Origin of the sequence: Dictyoglomus thermophilum H-6-12, from assembly GCF_000020965.1 — a bacterium.
Classification (GTDB): Bacteria; Dictyoglomota; Dictyoglomia; order Dictyoglomales; family Dictyoglomaceae; genus Dictyoglomus; species Dictyoglomus thermophilum.
The window spans coordinates 591,754-610,903 of record NC_011297.1; the positions used below are offsets into that span (position 1 = coordinate 591,754).

The window sequence follows — 19,150 nt, forward strand, 5'->3', positions numbered from 1 at the left end:
AAATTTATTTTTTGTAAAATTATTAGCAATGAGCTATAAAATCTTGTTTTATGATAATAAACAGAACAAATATAGTGTAAATGCTCTTCTTGGGGCTTTGGAGGGCAGTTTCAAACCTCTTGAAGTAGAGGTTATATCTAGTGAAAAACTTGGTTCATGGCTAGAAAATATAGAGAAAAATACCGTTTATATTTTTTGTGTATCTTTCTTTACTACTCAGTTTTTTGAAATAGAGGCTCTTTTAAGAAAAATAAAATCTAAGATTGAGAATATAAAGATAATTGTAGGGGGACCTCATGCATCAGGAGATCCTGAAAGTGCTATTAAAATTGGGGCAGATATTGTAGTAGTAGGAGAGGGGGAAAAGCTTTTTCTTGATATTATTGATAGAATCATTTCTGGCGAAGACGTTAAGGGAATCTTTAAAGCTAAAGGCTTTGTTAATCTTGATGAATTTTCTCCTTTTTCTCTTAAATTTAAAAGATTTGGTCCTATAGAGATAAGTAGGGGTTGCCCTTACGGTTGTTATTTCTGTCAAACTCCAAGAATTTTTGGAGGAGTGATGAGACATAGAAGTGTGGAGAAAATTTTAGATTTAGTCAAGGTAATGAATAATCTAAACTTAAAAGATATAAGATTTGTAACTCCTAATGCCTTTGCATATGGTTCTAATACTGGAAAAGATGTTAATCTGGTTAAAATTGAAGAATTACTTTCTGGTATAAGAAAAGTAATTGGTAAAAAAGGCAGAATATTTTTTGGGTCTTTTCCCTCAGAGGTCAGGCCAGAACATGTTAAAGAGGAAACTTTAGAGCTTGTTAAAACTTACGCTAATAATGATAATCTAGTGATAGGAGCTCAGTCGGGAAGTCAAAGAATTCTTGATTTGTCTCATAGAGCACATACGGTTGAAGATGTATATAAGGCTGTTGAATTAACTCTAAAATACAACCTGAAGGCTAATGTGGATTTTATTTTTGGTCTTCCGTACGAAGAGGAAAAAGATATTGAAGAGACTGTAAGATTCATAGAAGAGTTGGTAAAAATGGGAGCCAAAGTTCATGCTCATACTTTTATGCCTTTGCCTGGAACACCTTTTGCTAAGTTTCCCCCAGGAAAGATAGAGGGATTATATAAAAAGGTGATAAATAGATTACTCCCTAAAGGAGTAATCTTTGGAAACTTTAGAGAACAAGAAAAAATAGCTTGGGATCTTTATAAATATTTTTCTTCCAAAGAGGAGTAGAGAATTCCTATAATAATAAATATAATTCCTATGGTTTGGAATAGAGAAATTTTTTCTTTTAAGAAGATAAAGGCAAAAATTGTTGCAATGACTGTTTCACCTATTAATACAATAGAGGTCAAATTGGGAGATAGAATTCTTATAGCGTAATTGGCTGATGTATGTCCTATAAGTTGGGGAATTAGAGCAAGGAGTAGGAAATTAACATATATATTAATAGGGTATCCTACGAGAGGTATTCTTAACAAGAGGGCAAAAACTAAGAGAGTGATTCCTCCTGTAAAGTATACCAGTGTGATGTATGAGGATACGTTTAAATCAGAGGAAAGGTATCTTCCTATATAAAGGTAGAAGGCAAAAGTAACAGCACCCAGTATTGCGAGTAATTCTCCTTCTCCAAATCTTAATGAAAGCTTATTATTGGTTATTAAGACTATACCTATAAGGATTAAAAAGAGAGAAAAGAAAAATTTTTTAGTTGGTTTTCTTTTTTCATATATGTAGGTAAGAAGAGAAATAAATATTGGACTTGTGTTTACTAATACTACTGCATTGGCAACTGAGGTTAAGAACAATGCAGAAATCCATGTATAAAAATGTATTCCTAAAGAAATTCCTGCAAGAAGCAGTATGGGAATGTTTTTGGGTATTCTTATGTGGTTTTTGTTTATTATAAATAATATGAGAGATGCTATGAGTAGTCTATAAGAAGCAATGATAAGAGGTGGAGCAGGAGTGAGCCTTATTATCAAAGAGGCAGAAGCCATAGCTGTTATTCCAATTAAGAGAAATATATATGCTTTTTCTTTTTCTGTTTTATTCTTTATCATCTTGTTATAATATTTCTAAACTTAGATCTAAGCTTTTAAAAGAATGGGTAAGTTTTCCCATAGAGATAAAATCTACTCCTAATTTGGCAATTTTTTCCAGATCTTCCATGGAAATTTTTCCTGATACTTCAATTAATACTTTCCCCTTTGCCATATTTATTGCTTCTTTTAGAGTTTCATAATCCATGTTATCAAGAAGTACTATGTCAACCTGAGTTTCGAGGGCCTCTTTTAACTCTTCCAAATTACTTACTTCAACTTCTATTTTGTATACGTGAGAGACATTTTCTCTTACTCTTCTTATTGCTTCTTTTATACTTCCAGCTACTCTTATATGGTTGTCTTTTATCAGTACCATATCATATAAAGCAAATCTATGATTTTCTCCTCCTCCTATTTTTACAGCGTATTTTTCAAGAATCCGAAGCGTCGGAGTGGTTTTTCTTGTGTCTAAGATCTTTACTCCGTAAGGTCTTACCATATCTACACACTTTCTTGTATAGGTTGCTATTCCTGAGAGTCTTTGAATGAAATTTAAGGCAGTTCTTTCTCCCATAAGAATTGTTTTTGTTTTTCCAATAATTTCTAAAATTATGTCCCCCTCTTTAATCTTATCTCCATCTTTTTTAAGTTCTTTAAATTCTACACTACTTTCTAAAGTTTTAAATACTGCTTTTGCTACGGGTAATCCTGCAAGTATTCCTTCTTCTTTTGCAATGATCACTGCTTTTGAATTCATATCTTCTGGAACGATACTTTCAGTCGTTATATCTCCAAAGCCTATATCTTCTTCTAGGGCTTCCTCAACGATTTTTTTTAAATGAAGGTAAGGAATTGACTTCACAGAATATCACCTCTTTTTCTCTTTCCCAGATTATATGTTTTCTCCACTCTTCTTTAGATTTAGGATAGTCTAATCTAAAATGAGCTCCACGACTTTCTTTTCTTATCAAAGCTGAATTTATCATGAGTTTAGATATTAGGAGCATATTTTTAAGTTCAAAAAAGGATCTGTCTATAATAGTGCAACTACCTAATTTCTCATATAGATTCTCATGGATGATATTTTCTGCCTCTTTTAATTCCTTTTCTTCTCTTATAATTCCTACTTTTTCCCATAAGGTTTTTCGGAGAATTTTTATCATCTTTTCTACTTCTCCTAAGGAGAACGAATTTACATGTATACTCTTATTGTTGGGTATGGAACGAGGCTTAGCTGGGTCTTCATTTAATATGGTGTCAATGCATCTCTTACCAAATACAAGTCCTTCTAAAAGAGAATTGCTTGCTAATCTATTAGCTCCATGCAATCCAGTACATGCGACCTCTCCACATGCGTAGAGGTTTTTTAAGCTTGTTCTTCCGTTTTCATCGGTTTCAATTCCTCCCATAAAATAATGGGCAGCTGGAGAGACTGGTACTAAGTCTTTTGTAATATCTATGCCGTATTCCATACATTTTTTATAGATATTAGGAAATCTATCCTTTATTCTTTTTTCTCCAATAGGCCTAAGATCTAGATATATTTTGTCTTGAGTTTCCGTCATCTCAAAAAATATTGCTCTTGTTACTACGTCCCTTGGAGCAAGCTCTGCAAGAGGGTGATAATTTAACATAAATCTTTCTCCAAAGGCATTTAGGAGATGAGCTCCTTCTCCTCTCACTGCTTCTGAGATGAGAAACCTTTGGGGAGAATCTATATCAAGGGCTGTAGGGTGAAATTGGAAAAATTCAAGATCCATTATTCTTGCACCGGCTCTAAAAGCAACTGCAAGACCATCTCCAGTAGCAGTAAGAGGATTTGTGGTATGCAGGTATAATTGGCCTGCGCCACCTGTGGCTAATATAGTATATCTTGAAGTAAATATTTTGATTTTCTTCTCCTTGGTATCAAAGAAAATTCCTCCGTATACCTCATCTTCATGGGTTAGTAAATCAACTAACATATGATGCTCATATATATCTATGTTATTTTTATTCCTCACAAGGTTTATCATTACTCTTGCTATCTCATAACCGGTAGCGTCTCCTTGAGCATGAAGAATTCTTCTCTTACTGTGAGCAGCCTCTTTTGTAAAAGAGAGTCCGTTATGTTTATCAAAGTTCACTCCTAACTTGATAAGGTCTTTTACTCTTTCTATTCCTTCATGTACTACTATTCTTACGATTTTCTCTTCATTAAATTCTGCACCCGCGTTTAAAGTATCTTTGTAATGAAGTTCTGGAGAATCTTCTGGGTTTAAGGCTACAGCAATACCGCCTTGGGCGTAATAGGTATTACTCTCTTCAAGTTTATCTTTAGAAAGTAAAGCTATTTTTAGGTTTTCTGGAGCATAATAGGCAGATATTAACCCTGCTATACCACTGCCAATTATTATCAAATCATATTCTTTTTCAAAATCTTCACTAGAAAAAGGTGTTATAAATCTCTCGGTCATAGATTAAGCATTCTTTCTATAGGTTTTAATGCTTTTTCTCTAACAGATTCTTCAACTTTAACCTCTGGCTCTAAATTTTCTAGACTTGTTAGTATCTTATCGAGAGTAATCTTCTTCATATTGGGACAAACAGCAAGGGAAGAAGCGAGATAGAATTCTTTTTCAGGATTTTCTTTTCTCAGACGATGTAAAAGTCCTGCTTCTGTTCCTATAATATAACGTTTCCCATCATCCTCTTTTACAAATTTAATTATTCCACTAGTACTTGCAATTTTGTCTGCAAGATCTAAAACTTCTTTTCTACATTCAGGATGAACTACTACTTTTGCATCCTTGTATTTTTCTTTGAGATTGATTATATCTTGAGGTAATATTCTTTGATGAGTTGGGCAGAATCCATTCCATATTATCATTTCTTTCTTTGTATGTTTACTTACATAGTATCCCAGGTTTCTATCGGGTATGAATATAATTTTTTCTTCTGGGATTTTTTCTACTACTGATATGGCATTAGCGGAGGTGCAGATATAATCACTTTCTGCCTTTACTTTAGCTGATGTATTTACATAGGCTACTATTGCATAGTTTTTGTATTTTTCCTTTAAACTTTTTACATCTTCTGGTGTGATAGTATTTGCAAGAGGACATCCTGCGAAAAGATCAGGGAGTATTACTTTTTTATTAGGAGCAAGAATGGAGGCTGTTTCAGCCATAAAATGTACTCCACAGAATATAATGACTTCTTCTTTAACTTGTGCGGAGATTCTTGCAAGTTCTAAAGAATCTCCTACAAAGTCTGCTATATCTTGTACTTCTGGAAGTTGGTAATTATGAGCTAAAATTATAGCGTTCTTTTCTCTTTTTAGCTTTTGTATCTTCTCTTGTATTGTCATTTAAAATCTCACCTCTGAAAGTATTATTTATGAATTATAAAGTTAAAGGAATATTAGGATCTTGTCAAATGTTATTTGTTATTTACTCTATTATCTTGTTCAGGTAAGGTTTCTTTGTTTAGGCTTATATTTTTTTCTAACTCTTTTATCCTTTTATTTAACTTAGATATAGTTCTTTTGTCTTTGATAATGGTTGGTAAGGTACTTATGAAAGCAAGGATAACGCCAGCAGCAAAGGTTAAAAATAGCACTGTAGATATTTTCTCTTCAAAAGACCAGTTTAAGAAGTAAATGGTTACTAAGGATTGATTTTGAAAAGAGAATAAAAGAGCCAAAATGATCCCTACAAGTAGTACTATTATTACAGTACTCACTATTTCTCACCTCCTAAAAAAAGAGGGAGAAATTTATATTCTCCCTCTTTTGAGATTTTTTATATTTTACAACTTGAAATAATATTAAATTTTTTGCATAATTTTAGCTGGTTCGAAAATCACTGTTGCAATATCACCTGTTTTTACCATTGCCGCATTTGCTTCATCGGTATCGATATGGAATTCCCAAGCAAATTTGTTACTTACTCTTATTAAGACATTTTCAAAAGTAAGTGCTCTTGGTCCTTCTACTTTTACTTTTACTAATTGTTTATCCACAAGTCCTAAATCTTTTGCTATATCTTCTGGTGTATGAATATGTCTCCATGCAATAATTACACCCTTAGGTATTTCAATTTCTCCCAATGGTCCTTTTATTTTTATTCCTGGAGTTCCTTCTACATCTCCCGAGTCTCTTACTGGAGGTATAGATGGAAGACCTAAATAAATAACATCAGTTAAAGCCAATTCTACCTGAGTATTTTTTCTCACTGGGCCAAGGATTCTTACTTTTAGAGATCTCTTAGGTCCAATTAATTCTACTTCTTCCTCGGCTGCAAATTGTCCTGGTTGGGATAATGGCTTTAATGGATGTAATTCATAGCCTTTACCAAATAACCTCTCCAGATCATCCTGAGAGAGGTGTACATGGCGTGCAGACACGCCTATTGGTACTTTTACCTCTTTCATTTTATATTCCTCCTCGAATATAATCGTTTTAATTTCTTTTACTATATTGTTATACCACTTTAGACATATTTTTTAAAGTAAAAAAATTAAAAGTTTCTTATCTTCGAGGAGGAATGAGTTTTATATAGTCTTCTAAGGTTCCATCTTCAAGGCAACACTCTATAATTCTCTTGCCTAAGGGGTCAAGATCTAAAGATATGAACTTTTGTAGTTCCTTTTTGAAAAATGCTTTAAGCATTTCTGCTCCTTTATCATAAGCTTCAGGGCCTACTTCTGGCTGTTGATCTACTTGAAGGAGAGCTTTAGGAATGTAATGACCTTCTACTTTTAGAGTTTCAAGAGCAAATCCAAGTAATGAACATCTTGCTGGTTTTAGATTATCAGGTTTAATTCTGGCGCTACCTCTTTTTGCCAGATACTCTCTTACTATCCATTCTGGCATAAAACCAACTCTATAAGCACCAATATATTGGTTAGGAATAAGTATGTACTGAGTACGTGGATAATCTAGAATTTGTTGTAGTAAGAGATTAGCATGTTTTACCATCTTTCCTGTTGCAAAAGGCCAATATGAACCTACACCCTCACTACTCATTAGATCGCCACTGGTTATGCTGGGATTATCGTATCCTCTTGGACTTACTAATCTCCATAGCCAGGCTAAGGCAGGTGGAAGTACATGGAACAGTCCAACAATTCCGTAAGTTGGTTTGTCTTTTGTACAAGGTGGAGTTCTAAAGCCAAAACTTCTAACGTCTACTTCTACGGGCTCATCTATAATATTAGGTACAAATCTTCTCGGTAATATTACTCTTGGATTAGGACAAGGTTTTCCTGGTTCGTCCATAGTATGTTCCCATATTAGGGCTGTGGCTCCAGGATGCCCTTCAATATTTAGGAATATAAGAGGCTCTGGTGGATGAATTGTAATGGATTCAAGTTGGGGATCTACTCCATATCTTTTTATCTGGTCAACTCTTACAAACCATCCCTGTTCTGCGTCTTTTATAACCATTTTACCACTTCCATTTTGAAGACGTGGGTGGCATAAAGCCATATCATCGGTTACAGGGAATATTTCACATGATTCTTTTATCTCAATGTAGTACTTTTCTCCCGTAACGATGTTTTCTCCTACTAGTATTCTATTATCCTTCTCCCTGTGCATTTGTTGAATCATTTCACTTTTTCCACCGCCACTTGCTCCTTCGTGCAGTATTACTAACTCGTTATCGTAAGGAGTGACGATTTTGACTGTAGAGGCATGGGCAGTAATCCAGCCTTCCATCTCGCCTATATTTAAAAGCACACCATAGACACCTTTTTTAGCACTTGGCCCTGGATACAGATTGTAAGAGAATACCTCGTGCCTTCCATCAGATCTATAGTGTACTACTATCTGTTTACCTGAAAAATGAGTATGTCTGAAGGGAGGAGCTACATAAACAATAGCTATAGGTTCAAAGTTATCTCTCAATTGACTTTTAGGTATAAATCCTTGAATATCTGCAAGAGCCCAAGCAAAAAATCCTGCGTTAGAAGGAGCAATTAACAGAGATGGATATCCTAATTCATATCCTCCAGCCATAAAAGGCATTACAATTAGTTCTTGCTCTTTTAACCAGTTAAAGGTCTTTTCTCTTAAAGTATCAAAATCTTCGCCAAATCTTTCCTTAAAAGTGGGTTTATCAGTGTCTCCCTCGTCTCCTATTACCAAACTATCAGGGTCACGTCTTCTCATGTAAGGATCTGTATAGTTTACCACTATACCATTTTTTGCTCTTGTTATTATGGCTTCAACCACTTCTCCCTTTCCTGGGACCTCATATTTTACCTCAAATTCCATATTGTTTTTTCCACCTAAGGCAAGTTCTAAAAAATGTTCCCTACTTTCGGGGATTATAATTTTTTTACAAGAAAGAAGAATGTTTTCTACTTCTTTTGGTAGGACTAAGTATGAAATTTCTTCTCTTATCATGTTGGAGTTCTCTCCTTTCTTAGAGAAATATTTCTAAAAAATATATAATAAGTAAAAATTAACTTCTTTGTTGGGAAATACTATCGCCGTTGATACAGATTTTACGGAATAAATTTAGCACAAAAAAATGCTAAAATCAATAAAAAAAATATTAATAAAATGGAGGAATGAGAAAATTGTATTGGGATAGTCTAAATTATGTCAATAGTTTTATAAACTATGAAAAGCGACTTGATAATTTAACCTATGAAGAGAAAAAGTTTTACCTTGAGAGAATGAGATATTTGCTACAACTAATGGGAAATCCTCAAGATAATCTTCAAGCTTTTCATATTGCTGGCACTAAAGGAAAAGGATCTACTTCTGCTATGATTTTTTCAATTTTGAAATCAGCAGGCTATAAAGTGGGACTTTATACGTCTCCTCATCTTCAGTCTATAAGAGAAAGAATAGCTACTCATGAGGGATTTATCTCTCAGGAGGAATTTGTTGATTTAATCGACTATGCTAAGCCTTATATCGAAGAGGCTAAAAAGCATCCTATTTTTGGTTCTCCTACTTTTTTTGAGGTTTTAACAGCACTTGCTTTTTTGTATTTTTCTATGAAGAAACTTGATTATGTAGTTATAGAAGTGGGGCTTGGAGGAAGGTTAGATGCTACAAATGTTATTAATCCACTTATCTCAATTATTACTCCCATTGGTTTTGATCACATGCATATACTGGGTGATACTTTAGAGAAGATTGCTTTTGAAAAGGCAGGAATTATTAAAGAGGGTAAAATTGTTATATCTTCTCCCCAAAAGAAAGAAGCAGAAGAAGTTATTGAAAGAGTTTCGAGAGAAAGAAATGCTGTTTATTATAAAGTAGACGATCTTTTTAGTTGGAGGAAAAAAGAGGCTAATCTTGATGGACAAAAATTCTTATTAGAGGGAAGGGATATAAAGGAAGAATTTTTTATACCTCTTTTGGGAGAGCATCAGATTGTGAATGCTGTTACTGCTTACGGAGCTATATATGTACTGAAAAACAGGTTAAACATAGATAATGAGGTTGTAAAAAAAGGTTTTGAAAATGTGCAGTGGAGAGGAAGATTTCAAATCATTAATAAAAACCCTTTGATAGTAGTAGATGGTGCTCACAATGTAGATTCTGCTATGGCGTTAAAAAATACATTGGAAAGTTATGTTAATTTTGATAGATTGTTTTTGATATGTGGAATTATGAAAGATAAGGATGCGGAGAAATTTCTAAAGATTCTAGATCCATTAGTTTATAGCTATAATTTTATACCTTTGCCTTCACATAGAACAAGGACTCCTGAAGAGCTTGCTAATATAGTCAAAGTTTTCAGGCCAAATGCTGAGATAAATATTTATGATAATTTTAGTAGTGCAATAAGCTTTGTTAATAAAAAAGCCTCACCTGCAGATTTGATACTTATTACAGGCTCTTTGTACCTTGCAGGTGAGGCTTTAGATTATTTTTATGGAAGATTAGATTAGTCTTTTAAAGCAGATTTAAAGTATTCAAGGAATATGTTCTCGGGTACAGCTCCTTCAATTTCTACTTTCTCATTTATTATTGTTTTAGGAACTCCAGTTACATTGTACTTCTCAGCAAGATGTGGAAATTCTATAGCTTCTATCATGTCTGCAGTAATTAATGGGTTTTCCATGGCAAATTGGTGGGCGAGTCTCACTGCTCTTGGACAGTATGGACATGTAGGAGTAACGAATACTTGTATATGTACTGGTTTGTTTACAGTAGCAAGGAAAGCTTTTGTGGTTGGGGAAAGTTGAGTTTCTCCACGGGATATGTCCAAGATGTCTTCTATTAAACTTGAGAATTCATATCCAGAAGGGATACCAAAATACCTCACACCAAGGACGTTGTTATTTTTTTCAAAAAGAATTGCAGGTATCTTATCCACATTATACTTTTTAGCAATTATCTCATCGGTTAGAAAATCGTGAATTTCAAGTTCTAGCTTGTCCGAAAGGGATACAAGTTCTTCTAAGATTTCCCTTGTTTGCTGGCAGTAAGGACATTCTACTCTCCCAGGAACAACCAGCTTACTTCCTGCTGCTTTGTCACTGAAGAGTATAATTTTTACTTTGTCTTTAAGGTTTTCTTTAAATAGATTTTCTAAATATTGACGATCCTCTTCTCTTAATAAAGCCATTGTCAAACCTCCTTGTAATTTAATTCTTCTAAAAACTTGCTTGCTTCCATACCAGCTATAGCTCCGTCAGAAACTGCAGTTACAACTTGTCTTAGAATTTTACCTCTTACATCTCCTGCTGCATATATTCCAGGTATAGAAGTATGCATTTTTTCATCTGTTATTATAAAACCATTGGAATCCAAATTCAAAATACCCTTAAAAAGTTCTGTATTTGGAATTAAGCCTATATAAATGAAAACACCATCTACAGGAAAGATTTTGGTCTCTCCCGTCTTTAAATCTTCTAGTATTAATTTTTCAACTTTCTTCTCGCCTTCTATAGCTTTAACTATATGGCTCCATAGAAATTTTATTTTAGGATTAGAGAAAGCTCTTTGTTGATTTATTTTTTCGGCCCTAAGAGTATCTCTTCTATGAATAATTGTTACTTCTTCAGCAAACTTTGTTAGATATATTGCTTCTTCAACAGCAGAATCTCCTCCACCTATAACAGCAACTTTTTTTCCAGTAAAGAAGGCACCATCACATACTGCACAGTAGGAGACACCTTTCCCTATAAATTCTTTTTCTCCTGGAACTCCTAATTTCTTGGGTCTTGTGCCAGTAGCAATAATAAGAGTAGGAGCCCTAAAAACTCCATTTGATGTTTCAACTATTTTCCAGTTTCCGTCTATTTTTAAGGATAAGACATCAGCTTCTAATATTTTAGAACCAAATTTTTTTGCTTGAGCCTCCATTCTTTTTACCAATTCTTCTCCTGTTATTCCTTCTGGAAAACCAGGATAATTGTCTATTTTCTCTGTGAGAGCAGCATTGCCTCCTACTATTGCCTTTTCAATTATAAGAGTTCTCCACAGATTTCTTCCAGCATATATTCCTGCAGTAAGACCTGCTGGTCCTCCTCCTAAAATAATTACATCTTGTTCTTCTTCAATCTTTTCTATAGGCTTTGTTAAAGATATAAAATCCATTTTTCTTTATCACCTCCTTTTAATATACCATATGGAGTATATCAGATATTATTAATATTGCAATAGATTCTATGTTAAGAAACTTTAAAAATTGGCTCTAAATTTTTGGCTCTTTGTTTAAGGATCTCTAATTCTTCTACAGTTATTGGTGTAAAGTTTTCTCCTACTTCAATTGCCCATTTAAAGAACTTATATTCCCCAGGGGGTATTGCTGCTGTTACTGGTTGAGATAGGGTAAATCTTAGGGCAAGTTGAGCAAGATCTTTTTCGTCGATGGGGTCATACCAACACTTTGGATATTTTCTTTCTTGTCCTTCAGGAATAATAGTTTTTGCCATTGCTTTTAAAGCAAGTATAGTTACATTTTTTTCTTGCGCCTTCTGTACCACCTGAGGTCCAAAGTTCCCATTAAAGAAGTTTACCCAATTAATAGGAAAGAGTATAGAATCAAAATCAAAAACATCAAGGAGTTTTAGGGCTACATCTACAGAGTGGGCTGAAAACCCTATGTATCTTATTATTCCTTCCTTCTTAGCTTTAACAAAAGTTTCTAAGGCTCCATTGGGTCCTGTAGCCAATTGGAAGTCTTCCTCAGTAGTCATAGCATGGAGTTGATATAGATCAAAATAATCTGTTTCGAGCTTTTTTAGAGAATTTTGAAGCTCTTCCCAAGCCTTCTCTTTAGTTCTCTCCATAGTTTTACAGGCAAGAAAGATATTTTTTCTCTTTCTACGAAGGGCTGGTCCAAGTTTATCTTCAGCATCTCCATAGGATGGTGCTACGTCAAAATAATTAATTCCAAGATCTATAGCCTCAGCAACTCTTCTAGTAGCCTCCCTTTGTTCTTCATTCATTACTAGGATTCCCCCAAATCCAATAATAGAAAGTAATTCTCCCTTTTTTCCATAGGGCCTTTTCTGGACCATTAAAGACACCTCCCTTTTTGGAGTATCTTTATTTTAAATCATTTTTTCTTTACAAAAAAGTATTCAGTTTAATATAATAATATCTACACACCCCCCTCCTTACGAGAGGCTGGAGGAATAAACAAAACTCCAGCCTCTCTTTTTGATGTAGTTAAAATATTTATTTGTTGGAGGAAAAAGCAAAGATGCTTGAGGATGAACGGAGCAAAATTGGAAGAAGGGTTCTTTTTCTTGCTATTCCAGTTTTGCTGGAGAATTTATTTCAACTTGTATTTAGCTTTGTAGATATGATCTTTGTAGGTTTTTTAGGGGCTACAGCTCTTGCTGCAGTGGGTTTGGGAATGCAGATTATCAATGTGGTTCTTGCTGTGGTTTCAGCTCTTACTGTTGGTACGATGGTTACGATAGCCTATAGTATTGGGGCAGGAAACTATGAGGATGCTGTAAAATATCTTGAAAATTCAATGATTTTAGGTTTTTACCTTTCAATTTTGATCCTACTATTTGGGTTATTTGGAAGTGATAGGCTCTTGCAAATCTTAGGTGCAAAAGAAGATCTTTTTATTAATGCCTCTCTATATTTAAAATATATTCTTATTCCTGGCTTTCTAATTGTGTATATGTCCATAATCTCTTCTGCTTTAAGAGGAGCAGGAGATACTAAAACTCCTTTGTATGCGAGTATAATTTCTAATACTTCGAACATCTTTTTGGATTATATTTTGGTTTTTGGAAAGTTTGGTTTTCCTAAGATGGGGGTTGCTGGTGCTGCTTTGGCTACAAGTTTATCTCGACTATTAGGTACAATTTTTCTTTTATATATCATTATATAAAAGAAGTAATCTCTTAAAATATAAATTCTTTTATAACTTTATTCTTGAAAGGAGTTATAGTTTACAAATATTAAGAATAGGAGTACCAACATCTTTTGAGCAGCTTTTCTTTAACATAGGAGCTCTTGTTTATGCTACGGTTGTTTTAAGCTTGGGTACTAAGGTGTATGCAGCTCATAGAATAGCTTTAAATGTTGAATCTTTGTCTTTTCAACCTGGGTTTGCTTTTGGGGTTGCAGCAACAACTCTTGTTGGACAATATAAGGGAGCGAAAGAAGACAATTTGGCAAGATTGGCTTCAGTTGAGGCTTGGAAAAGGGCTATTATATTCATGGGTAGTGTAGGAGTTTTTCTTTTTTTATTTCCAGAATATTTAGTTCAGATATTTACTAGAGATGTGGAAGTGGTTAAATATGCTTCCTCGGTGTTGAGAATTATTGCTGTAATTCAACCCCTTCTTGCGACAGCAAATGTTATGTCTGGATCTTTGAGAGGGGCTGGTTTCTCTAAAATTCCTATGGTGATAAGTGGTGTAGGTATGTGGTTTGTTAGAATACCTTTGGCATATTTTTTGGCTATAAAGATGAATTTAGGGCTTGTGGGTGCATGGATTGCTATGTCTACAGATATTTCATTGAAGGCTATTGCTAATTACTATATGTTTATAGTTAAAGGCTATTATAAAAAGGAAAGTTTTAAGGTTAAGTATGAAGAAGTTATTAGTAATTGACTTTAGAGAAAAAATAAAATATGAAGACGCATGGGATCTTCAAAAAAAGCTCCACGATTTAAGAGTAAAAGATACTATTTATGATACTTTGATACTTTTAGAGCACTTTCCAGTAATAACTTTAGGAAAGTTTGGGGATGAGAAAAATTTGCTTAAGACAAAAGAGGAACTAAAAAGTATGGGAATAGATTTTATAAGAGTTGATAGAGGAGGAGATATTACTTATCATGGACCTTCACAGCTTGTGGGGTATTTTATTTTTAAAGTTGATGGGGTTAAGAATTTTGTCTTAAAAGTTGAGAAGTCTATTATAAATGTACTTCATGAGTATGGTATAGAAGCCAAAGAAAGTATAGAGTATCCAGGAGTATGGGTAGAAGATAGAAAAATAACTGCTATAGGTATTGCTATAAAGAAAAGAGTTTCATATCATGGATTTGCCCTAAATGTAAATAATGATTTGGCTCCATTCTCTTATATAATTCCCTGTGGTTTAAAGGATAAAAAAGTTACTTCAATTTTAAAAGAGGCAAACTTTTCTCCTCCCATGGAAGATGTTAAGAGAAAAGTTTGCCTCTCGGTAGTTAAAGAATTTGGCTTTGATTCTTTTATGGTATTTAATTTTTCTTCTTGTAAGGAGCTGTCCAATTTTGGTATGCTTTTGGAGGACCTATAATCTCTATAAGTGCTATTATCTCAGGTAGGTTATTTTTTATACTTTTTTCAATATAAGTTTCTTCATGAGTTTCTTTGATTTTTTCCTCTTTCTTGACTTCTTCTATTTTCTTCTTTTGTTCAATTGTTTTTTGTGGAATGACCATTTCTTTAGGTAATTCTTGAGGTGTAGTCTTTTCTTTTGTTCTTTCTATCTTTTTAATTATTATTTCTTTTTGATCCTTTGCCTTTTTTGTAGCATCTAATATAGCAGAGATAAATATAAAAAGTATGTATAAAATTACCAGCCATTCAAACATTTAGTCTTTCCTTCCCTCTTCTTCTTTTTGTCCAAGCTTAGAAATAGCCTCTCTCATGGCTGTATCTGCCATTATGTTTTTCAAAGTATAATAATCTAGTACTCCTATTTTCCCGCTTCTTAGAGCTTCTGCTACAGCAAGAGGAACTTCTTTTTCTGCCTCTATTAGTCTTGCTCTCATTTCTTGGGTTAGAGCTTTCATTTCTTGTTCTCTTGCTATGGCAAGGGCTCTTCTACTTTCTGCTTGGGCTTGTGCAATTCTCATGTCGGCTTCTGCTTGGTCCATTTTTAATCTTGCACCTACGTTATTTCCTACATCTACATCTGCTATATCAATGGATACGATTTCGAAAGCTGTTCCTGCATCAAGTCCCTTTGCAAGTACTGTTTTTGATATACTATCTGGGTTTTCTAAAACTTCTTTATAACTTTCTGCAGATCCAATAGTAGTTACTATTCCTTCTCCTACTCTCGCTATAATTGTTGCTTCTCCTGCTCCTCCTACTAATCTTTCAATATTGGCTCTTACAGTTACTCTTGCCTTGGCTTTTAATTCAATGCCATCCTTTGCTACAGCGGCTACCACTGGAGTTTCAATAACCTTTGGATTAACACTCATTTGTACTGCTTCTAATACATCTCTTCCAGCAAGGTCTATGGCTGCTGCCTTTTCGAAGGTTAAGGGGATACCTGCTCTTTGGGCTGCAATTAAAGCATTAACAACTTTATCTACATTTCCTCCAGCCAAGTAATGGGCTTCTAATTTGTCAAGAGTTACTTCTGAAAGTCCAGCTTTATGGGCTTTAATTAAGGAGTTTATTATTACTCCAGGGGGGACTCTTCTAAGTCTCATTCCGATCAAATCGGTAATTTTGATGGAAACTCCTGCAGCAAGAGCTGAAATCCATAATCCTAATGGCACAAAACTAAAGAATATTCCAAGGAATATTAATACTAAGATTAAAATTAAAAAGCCCCACAATAAACTCATTTTTCACTCCTCCTTACAAAGATTTTATTTCCCTCAACTTTGAAGACTATAACTTCTTCGCTAGGTTCAATAAATTCTGATTCCGAATAAGCCTCGAATTTTTCTCCTTCAATTTCTATAATTCCTGTAGGACGTAGCATAGTAATAGTTTTGCCTTTTTTTCCAATTAAATCTTTTCTCTCTTGGAAAGCAGTATAGCCTAAATCTTTCTTTTGACTCTCAGGAAGTCCAAACTTTATCCATACACGACTTTTTGGTAGATAAATTGCTAGGAATATTATAAGTGAAAGGACTACTAATATTCCAGTGAGTAATGCTTGAAGGGTACCTCCTTTTTGTACTATTGTCCAGTATATACTGAGAAATACCGAGATACTTCCTGCTATTCCAGGAATTCCAAATCCTGGCGTATGCATTTCTATAAAAATTAAGATAAGCCCAAGAAGGAATAAAATTACTGGTTCTAAGCCTGCAAGTCCGGCAAGATAATGTCCTCCAAAAAATAAACCTAAACACACTAAAGCTAAGAGTTCAGGGACACCAAGACCAGGAGTAAATATGGCTACATATAAGGAAAGCATTCCTACTGTTAGTATAATGCTTGATACAGTAGGGTCAGTTATAAATCTTACGAAGTTTTCAGCCCAATTAGGTTGTAATTCTATGATTTTTCCCTTTTCTAAGTTAAAGAATTTTATTACTGAGTCTGTGTTTTCTAATATTTCATCAGCAATTTTCCATTTTTTAGCCTCTTCTGCGTATAGAGTTAAAATCTTTCCTTTTTGTTTTAAACCTGGAATTACCTCATCAGCATCTACCATTGCAGCTGCAATTTTGGGGTTTCTATTTCTCTTTTTTGCTGTACTTTCAAATTCAGCTTTTAAAGCTGAGATAGTTTTTTCATCGGCTGGACGAGGTTCTGCAGCTCCAATACTACCTGAAGGAGAAATAACTATCTTTTCGCAAGATAATGCTATTAAGGCCCCTGCAGACCAGGCTCTATCTTTTATAAAAGCGATAGTTAAAGTGGGGGTAGCCAATATAGTATCTCTTATTTTGATAGCTGCGTCTACTCTGCCTCCAAAAGTGTCTATTTCAAAAATAAAGGCTTTTGCATTAGGGTGTTCTCTTATACTTCTTTCAACAAAAGAGGCAAGACCGAGTTCGATAGTTCCCTTTATTGGTATTATGTAAACATTTTGATTTTGAGCATATATGGAGGATAGTATTAAAAACAAAAGAAAAATAGTTATAAAGATTTTTTTCAAATTAAGATCCCTCCATTTCTTTTATATAAGAGGAAGAAAAATAGGGAATGAGAAAGGAGATAGGAATTAGTGAAAGGGAAATTTCTAAGGGTAAGTTCTCTTTAAGAATAAAGGATAAAACTATTACTCCTAGATTTCCCATAAAACTTATTATGTAGGCATTTTTAATTCTTCTATAAAGGATTTCTTTTATGGCAGGAAGATAGATGAGAAATACAAATTTTGTTGCCATTTGATTTATGAGAAATAAATAAAAGAAAACAATAAGCAAATCAATAATGGATAATGTTAAATTTTCCTGTAGTTTTTCTCTAGCCACAAAATAATATACTATTGAACTATAAAGAAGCGCAAAAAGTATTAAAAGCCAAATTCTAAGGTCATCAAAGAAGCTGTTTGGTAATAAATAAACTGCTATAAATAAGAAAGTTAAAATTCTTAGTCTACTTATTACTAGGTTTTCCAATTTAGCCTTTTCCTCCCTTTTTGATTTTAAATTATAACATTATTCTTCTTGTTTTTGAACGTTAACTAAAAGTTCTGAGGTTTCAGGCAAGTAAAGTTCATCTCTATCATCGTCATATTCAAATAGTTCTGCATATCTTCCCCAATCTATCAATATATCAAGTTCTTTTTCAGCTTCCTGAGGTGAAAGATGTTGTTTTAGCAAGTCTAAGAAGAAGGATCTTGGCATCTTATGATTAGATTTTGACTGTAGTAATTTTACAATTTGTTTTAAGAATGGAACTTTCTCTATGGCAAGTTTTTTAAAAATTTCTTTTCTTTCCAAAACATCTGCTTCTGCAAACTCTCTACCTGCTTCTGTAAGAATTATGTCTCCTTCTCTTATTTCAGCGAAACCTAATATTTCACAAGCTTCAATGATGGGTAGTAGGTCCTCTACGTCCATAAGTAGTTCTTCTCCCAATTTATATATGTCAGCTTTGCCTTCAAGATCGTTTACTAATTCGACGAGTCCGGTTATAGATCCTACACTTGCTTGAGGTATATGGAGAGGTTTCTTTTCTTTTGCAGAGATTCTCTCTACGGGCTTTCCTGTCAATACACCATAAATCTCATCTACTATATCTAAAAATTCTTGAGATTTTTTGTCTCTCCAATGAGGAAGAGTTATCTTGACTTCTTTTATTATTCTTCCTGGATCCTTACTTAGAAGTAATACTCTGTCTGCCATATATACTGCTTCTTCAATACTATGGGTTACTAAGATAATGGCTTTTGTAGGTATTCTCTTCTCTATCCAAAGTTCTATAAGGTCATTTCTTAGGTTTTCAGCGGTTAAGACATCAAGAGCAGAGAAAGGTTCATCTAACAAAAGGATATCAGGATCCATTACTAAAGCCCTTGCAAAACCAACCCTTTGTTTCATTCCTCCTGAAAGTTCTTTAGGATATGCATTTTCAAATCCATCAAGACCTATAAGGTCTATAGCTTTAATTGCTCTTTCTCTTCTTTCTTCTGGTGGTACTCCTTTTGCTTTAAGTCCTAACTCTACATTCTCAAGTACTGTTAGCCATGGAAATAGAGCAAAATTTTGAAATACCATTGCAACTCCTGGATTTACTCCTTTGATCTCTTTGCCTTTGTAATAAACTTTACCTTTGTTAGGTTTCAGAAGACCAGCAATTATTCTTAGAATAGTAGATTTTCCAGATCCTGATGGGCCAAGTAATGCAATAAAATCTCCCTCATTTACTGTGAAATTTATATTATCAAGTACAGTTATTTCTCCCTCTGGAAACTTAAAGCTAACTGTTATATTTTCAAGTCTTAAAAGTTCCATTACAATCCCTCCTTAAC

The 19,150-nt window shown here is 33.9% G+C and carries 20 protein-coding genes; 5 read left to right on the forward strand and 15 right to left on the reverse strand.

Annotation, left to right across the window (positions count from 1 at the left end):
* Positions 1-43 precede the first annotated feature (43 nt).
* On the forward strand, positions 44-1,246 hold the full coding sequence (locus DICTH_RS02785) for a TIGR04013 family B12-binding domain/radical SAM domain-containing protein (RefSeq protein WP_012548668.1): 1,203 nt from the start codon (positions 44-46) through the stop codon (positions 1,244-1,246).
* On the opposite strand, the gene DICTH_RS02790 is transcribed toward DICTH_RS02785, so the two are convergent.
* The 7 genes from DICTH_RS02790 to DICTH_RS02820 all read right to left on the reverse strand — a co-directional run bounded on the left by DICTH_RS02790 (position 1,216) and on the right by DICTH_RS02820 (position 8,449).
* Positions 1,216-2,076, reverse strand: a complete 861-nt coding sequence (locus DICTH_RS02790) for a DMT family transporter (RefSeq protein WP_012548080.1) — start codon at positions 2,074-2,076, stop codon at positions 1,216-1,218. The two genes, DICTH_RS02785 and DICTH_RS02790, sit on opposite strands and share 31 nt — an antisense overlap.
* A 4-nt stretch (positions 2,077-2,080) precedes the next feature.
* The gene (gene nadC / locus DICTH_RS02795; RefSeq protein WP_012548765.1) at positions 2,081-2,920 is read right to left on the reverse strand and encodes a carboxylating nicotinate-nucleotide diphosphorylase; all 840 of its coding nucleotides are present in this window, start codon (positions 2,918-2,920) and stop codon (positions 2,081-2,083) included.
* The gene (gene nadB, locus DICTH_RS02800; protein WP_012548130.1) at positions 2,880-4,514 is read right to left on the reverse strand and encodes an L-aspartate oxidase; all 1,635 of its coding nucleotides are present in this window, start codon (positions 4,512-4,514) and stop codon (positions 2,880-2,882) included. The genes nadC and nadB overlap by 41 nt, the downstream gene beginning before the upstream one ends.
* Entirely contained in the window at positions 4,511-5,407 is an 897-nt protein-coding gene (gene nadA, locus DICTH_RS02805) for a quinolinate synthase NadA (protein ID WP_012547324.1), read from the reverse strand. The genes nadB and nadA overlap by 4 nt, the downstream gene beginning before the upstream one ends.
* Before the next feature lie 71 nt (positions 5,408-5,478).
* Positions 5,479-5,781, reverse strand: coding sequence for a LapA family protein (locus DICTH_RS02810; RefSeq protein WP_012547945.1), 303 nt, complete (start codon positions 5,779-5,781; stop codon positions 5,479-5,481).
* Between the two features lie 84 nt (positions 5,782-5,865).
* A complete protein-coding gene (locus tag DICTH_RS02815) occupies positions 5,866-6,471 on the reverse strand; it encodes a phosphate propanoyltransferase (RefSeq protein ID WP_012547064.1) in 606 nt (201 codons plus the stop codon).
* Between the two features lie 97 nt (positions 6,472-6,568).
* A complete protein-coding gene (locus DICTH_RS02820) occupies positions 6,569-8,449 on the reverse strand; it encodes a DUF4914 family protein (RefSeq protein ID WP_012547699.1) in 1,881 nt (626 codons plus the stop codon).
* 167 nt (positions 8,450-8,616) lie between these two features.
* On the opposite strand from DICTH_RS02820, the gene DICTH_RS02825 reads away from it, so the two are divergent.
* Complete coding sequence (locus DICTH_RS02825) at positions 8,617-9,954, forward strand: bifunctional folylpolyglutamate synthase/dihydrofolate synthase (protein ID WP_143707865.1); 1,338 nt, start codon at positions 8,617-8,619, stop codon at positions 9,952-9,954.
* On the opposite strand, the gene pdo is transcribed toward DICTH_RS02825, so the two are convergent.
* The 3 genes from pdo to DICTH_RS02840 form a co-directional block, all read right to left on the reverse strand.
* The gene (pdo, locus tag DICTH_RS02830) at positions 9,951-10,634 is read right to left on the reverse strand and encodes a protein disulfide oxidoreductase (protein WP_012548344.1); all 684 of its coding nucleotides are present in this window, start codon (positions 10,632-10,634) and stop codon (positions 9,951-9,953) included. The two genes, DICTH_RS02825 and pdo, sit on opposite strands and share 4 nt — an antisense overlap.
* 2 nt (positions 10,635-10,636) lie before the next feature.
* A complete protein-coding gene (trxB, locus tag DICTH_RS02835) occupies positions 10,637-11,608 on the reverse strand; it encodes a thioredoxin-disulfide reductase (RefSeq protein WP_012548176.1) in 972 nt (323 codons plus the stop codon).
* Positions 11,609-11,682: 74 nt separating this feature from the next.
* Positions 11,683-12,534, reverse strand: a complete 852-nt coding sequence (locus tag DICTH_RS02840; RefSeq protein ID WP_012548527.1) for an aldo/keto reductase — start codon at positions 12,532-12,534, stop codon at positions 11,683-11,685.
* Positions 12,535-12,719: 185 nt separating this feature from the next.
* On the opposite strand from DICTH_RS02840, the gene DICTH_RS10100 reads away from it, so the two are divergent.
* The 3 genes from DICTH_RS10100 to lipB all read left to right on the forward strand — a co-directional run bounded on the left by DICTH_RS10100 (position 12,720) and on the right by lipB (position 14,773).
* Complete coding sequence (locus tag DICTH_RS10100) at positions 12,720-13,367, forward strand: MATE family efflux transporter (RefSeq protein ID WP_041723185.1); 648 nt, start codon at positions 12,720-12,722, stop codon at positions 13,365-13,367.
* 76 nt (positions 13,368-13,443) lie between these two features.
* Positions 13,444-14,097 carry an MATE family efflux transporter gene (locus tag DICTH_RS10105; protein WP_269087846.1) on the forward strand — a complete coding sequence of 218 codons (654 nt, stop codon included), beginning with the start codon at positions 13,444-13,446 and terminating at the stop codon, positions 14,095-14,097.
* Positions 14,075-14,773, forward strand: coding sequence for a lipoyl(octanoyl) transferase LipB (gene lipB / locus DICTH_RS02855; protein ID WP_012547180.1), 699 nt, complete (start codon positions 14,075-14,077; stop codon positions 14,771-14,773). Before DICTH_RS10105 ends, lipB begins: the two co-directional genes overlap by 23 nt.
* Here the strand turns inward: lipB and DICTH_RS02860 are convergent.
* Genes DICTH_RS02860 through DICTH_RS02880 form a run of 5 tightly spaced genes read right to left on the reverse strand, consistent with a single transcriptional unit; the run spans position 14,715 to position 19,133 of the window.
* Positions 14,715-15,071, reverse strand: a complete 357-nt coding sequence (locus tag DICTH_RS02860) for a hypothetical protein (RefSeq protein WP_041723188.1) — start codon at positions 15,069-15,071, stop codon at positions 14,715-14,717. The genes lipB and DICTH_RS02860 overlap by 59 nt on opposite strands.
* Positions 15,072-16,061, reverse strand: coding sequence for a flotillin-like protein FloA (floA, locus tag DICTH_RS02865; RefSeq protein WP_012548221.1), 990 nt, complete (start codon positions 16,059-16,061; stop codon positions 15,072-15,074). It abuts the gene before it with no gap.
* On the reverse strand, positions 16,058-17,329 hold the full coding sequence (locus DICTH_RS02870) for an NfeD family protein (RefSeq protein WP_012547450.1): 1,272 nt from the start codon (positions 17,327-17,329) through the stop codon (positions 16,058-16,060). The genes floA and DICTH_RS02870 overlap by 4 nt, the downstream gene beginning before the upstream one ends.
* 1 nt (position 17,330) lies before the next feature.
* Complete coding sequence (locus tag DICTH_RS02875) at positions 17,331-17,795, reverse strand: hypothetical protein (protein WP_012548564.1); 465 nt, start codon at positions 17,793-17,795, stop codon at positions 17,331-17,333.
* 39 nt (positions 17,796-17,834) lie between these two features.
* Positions 17,835-19,133 (reverse strand): ABC transporter ATP-binding protein, encoded by a 1,299-nt coding sequence (locus tag DICTH_RS02880; protein WP_012548597.1) that lies wholly within the window; start codon positions 19,131-19,133, stop codon positions 17,835-17,837.
* Between the last annotated feature and the right edge of the window lie 17 nt (positions 19,134-19,150).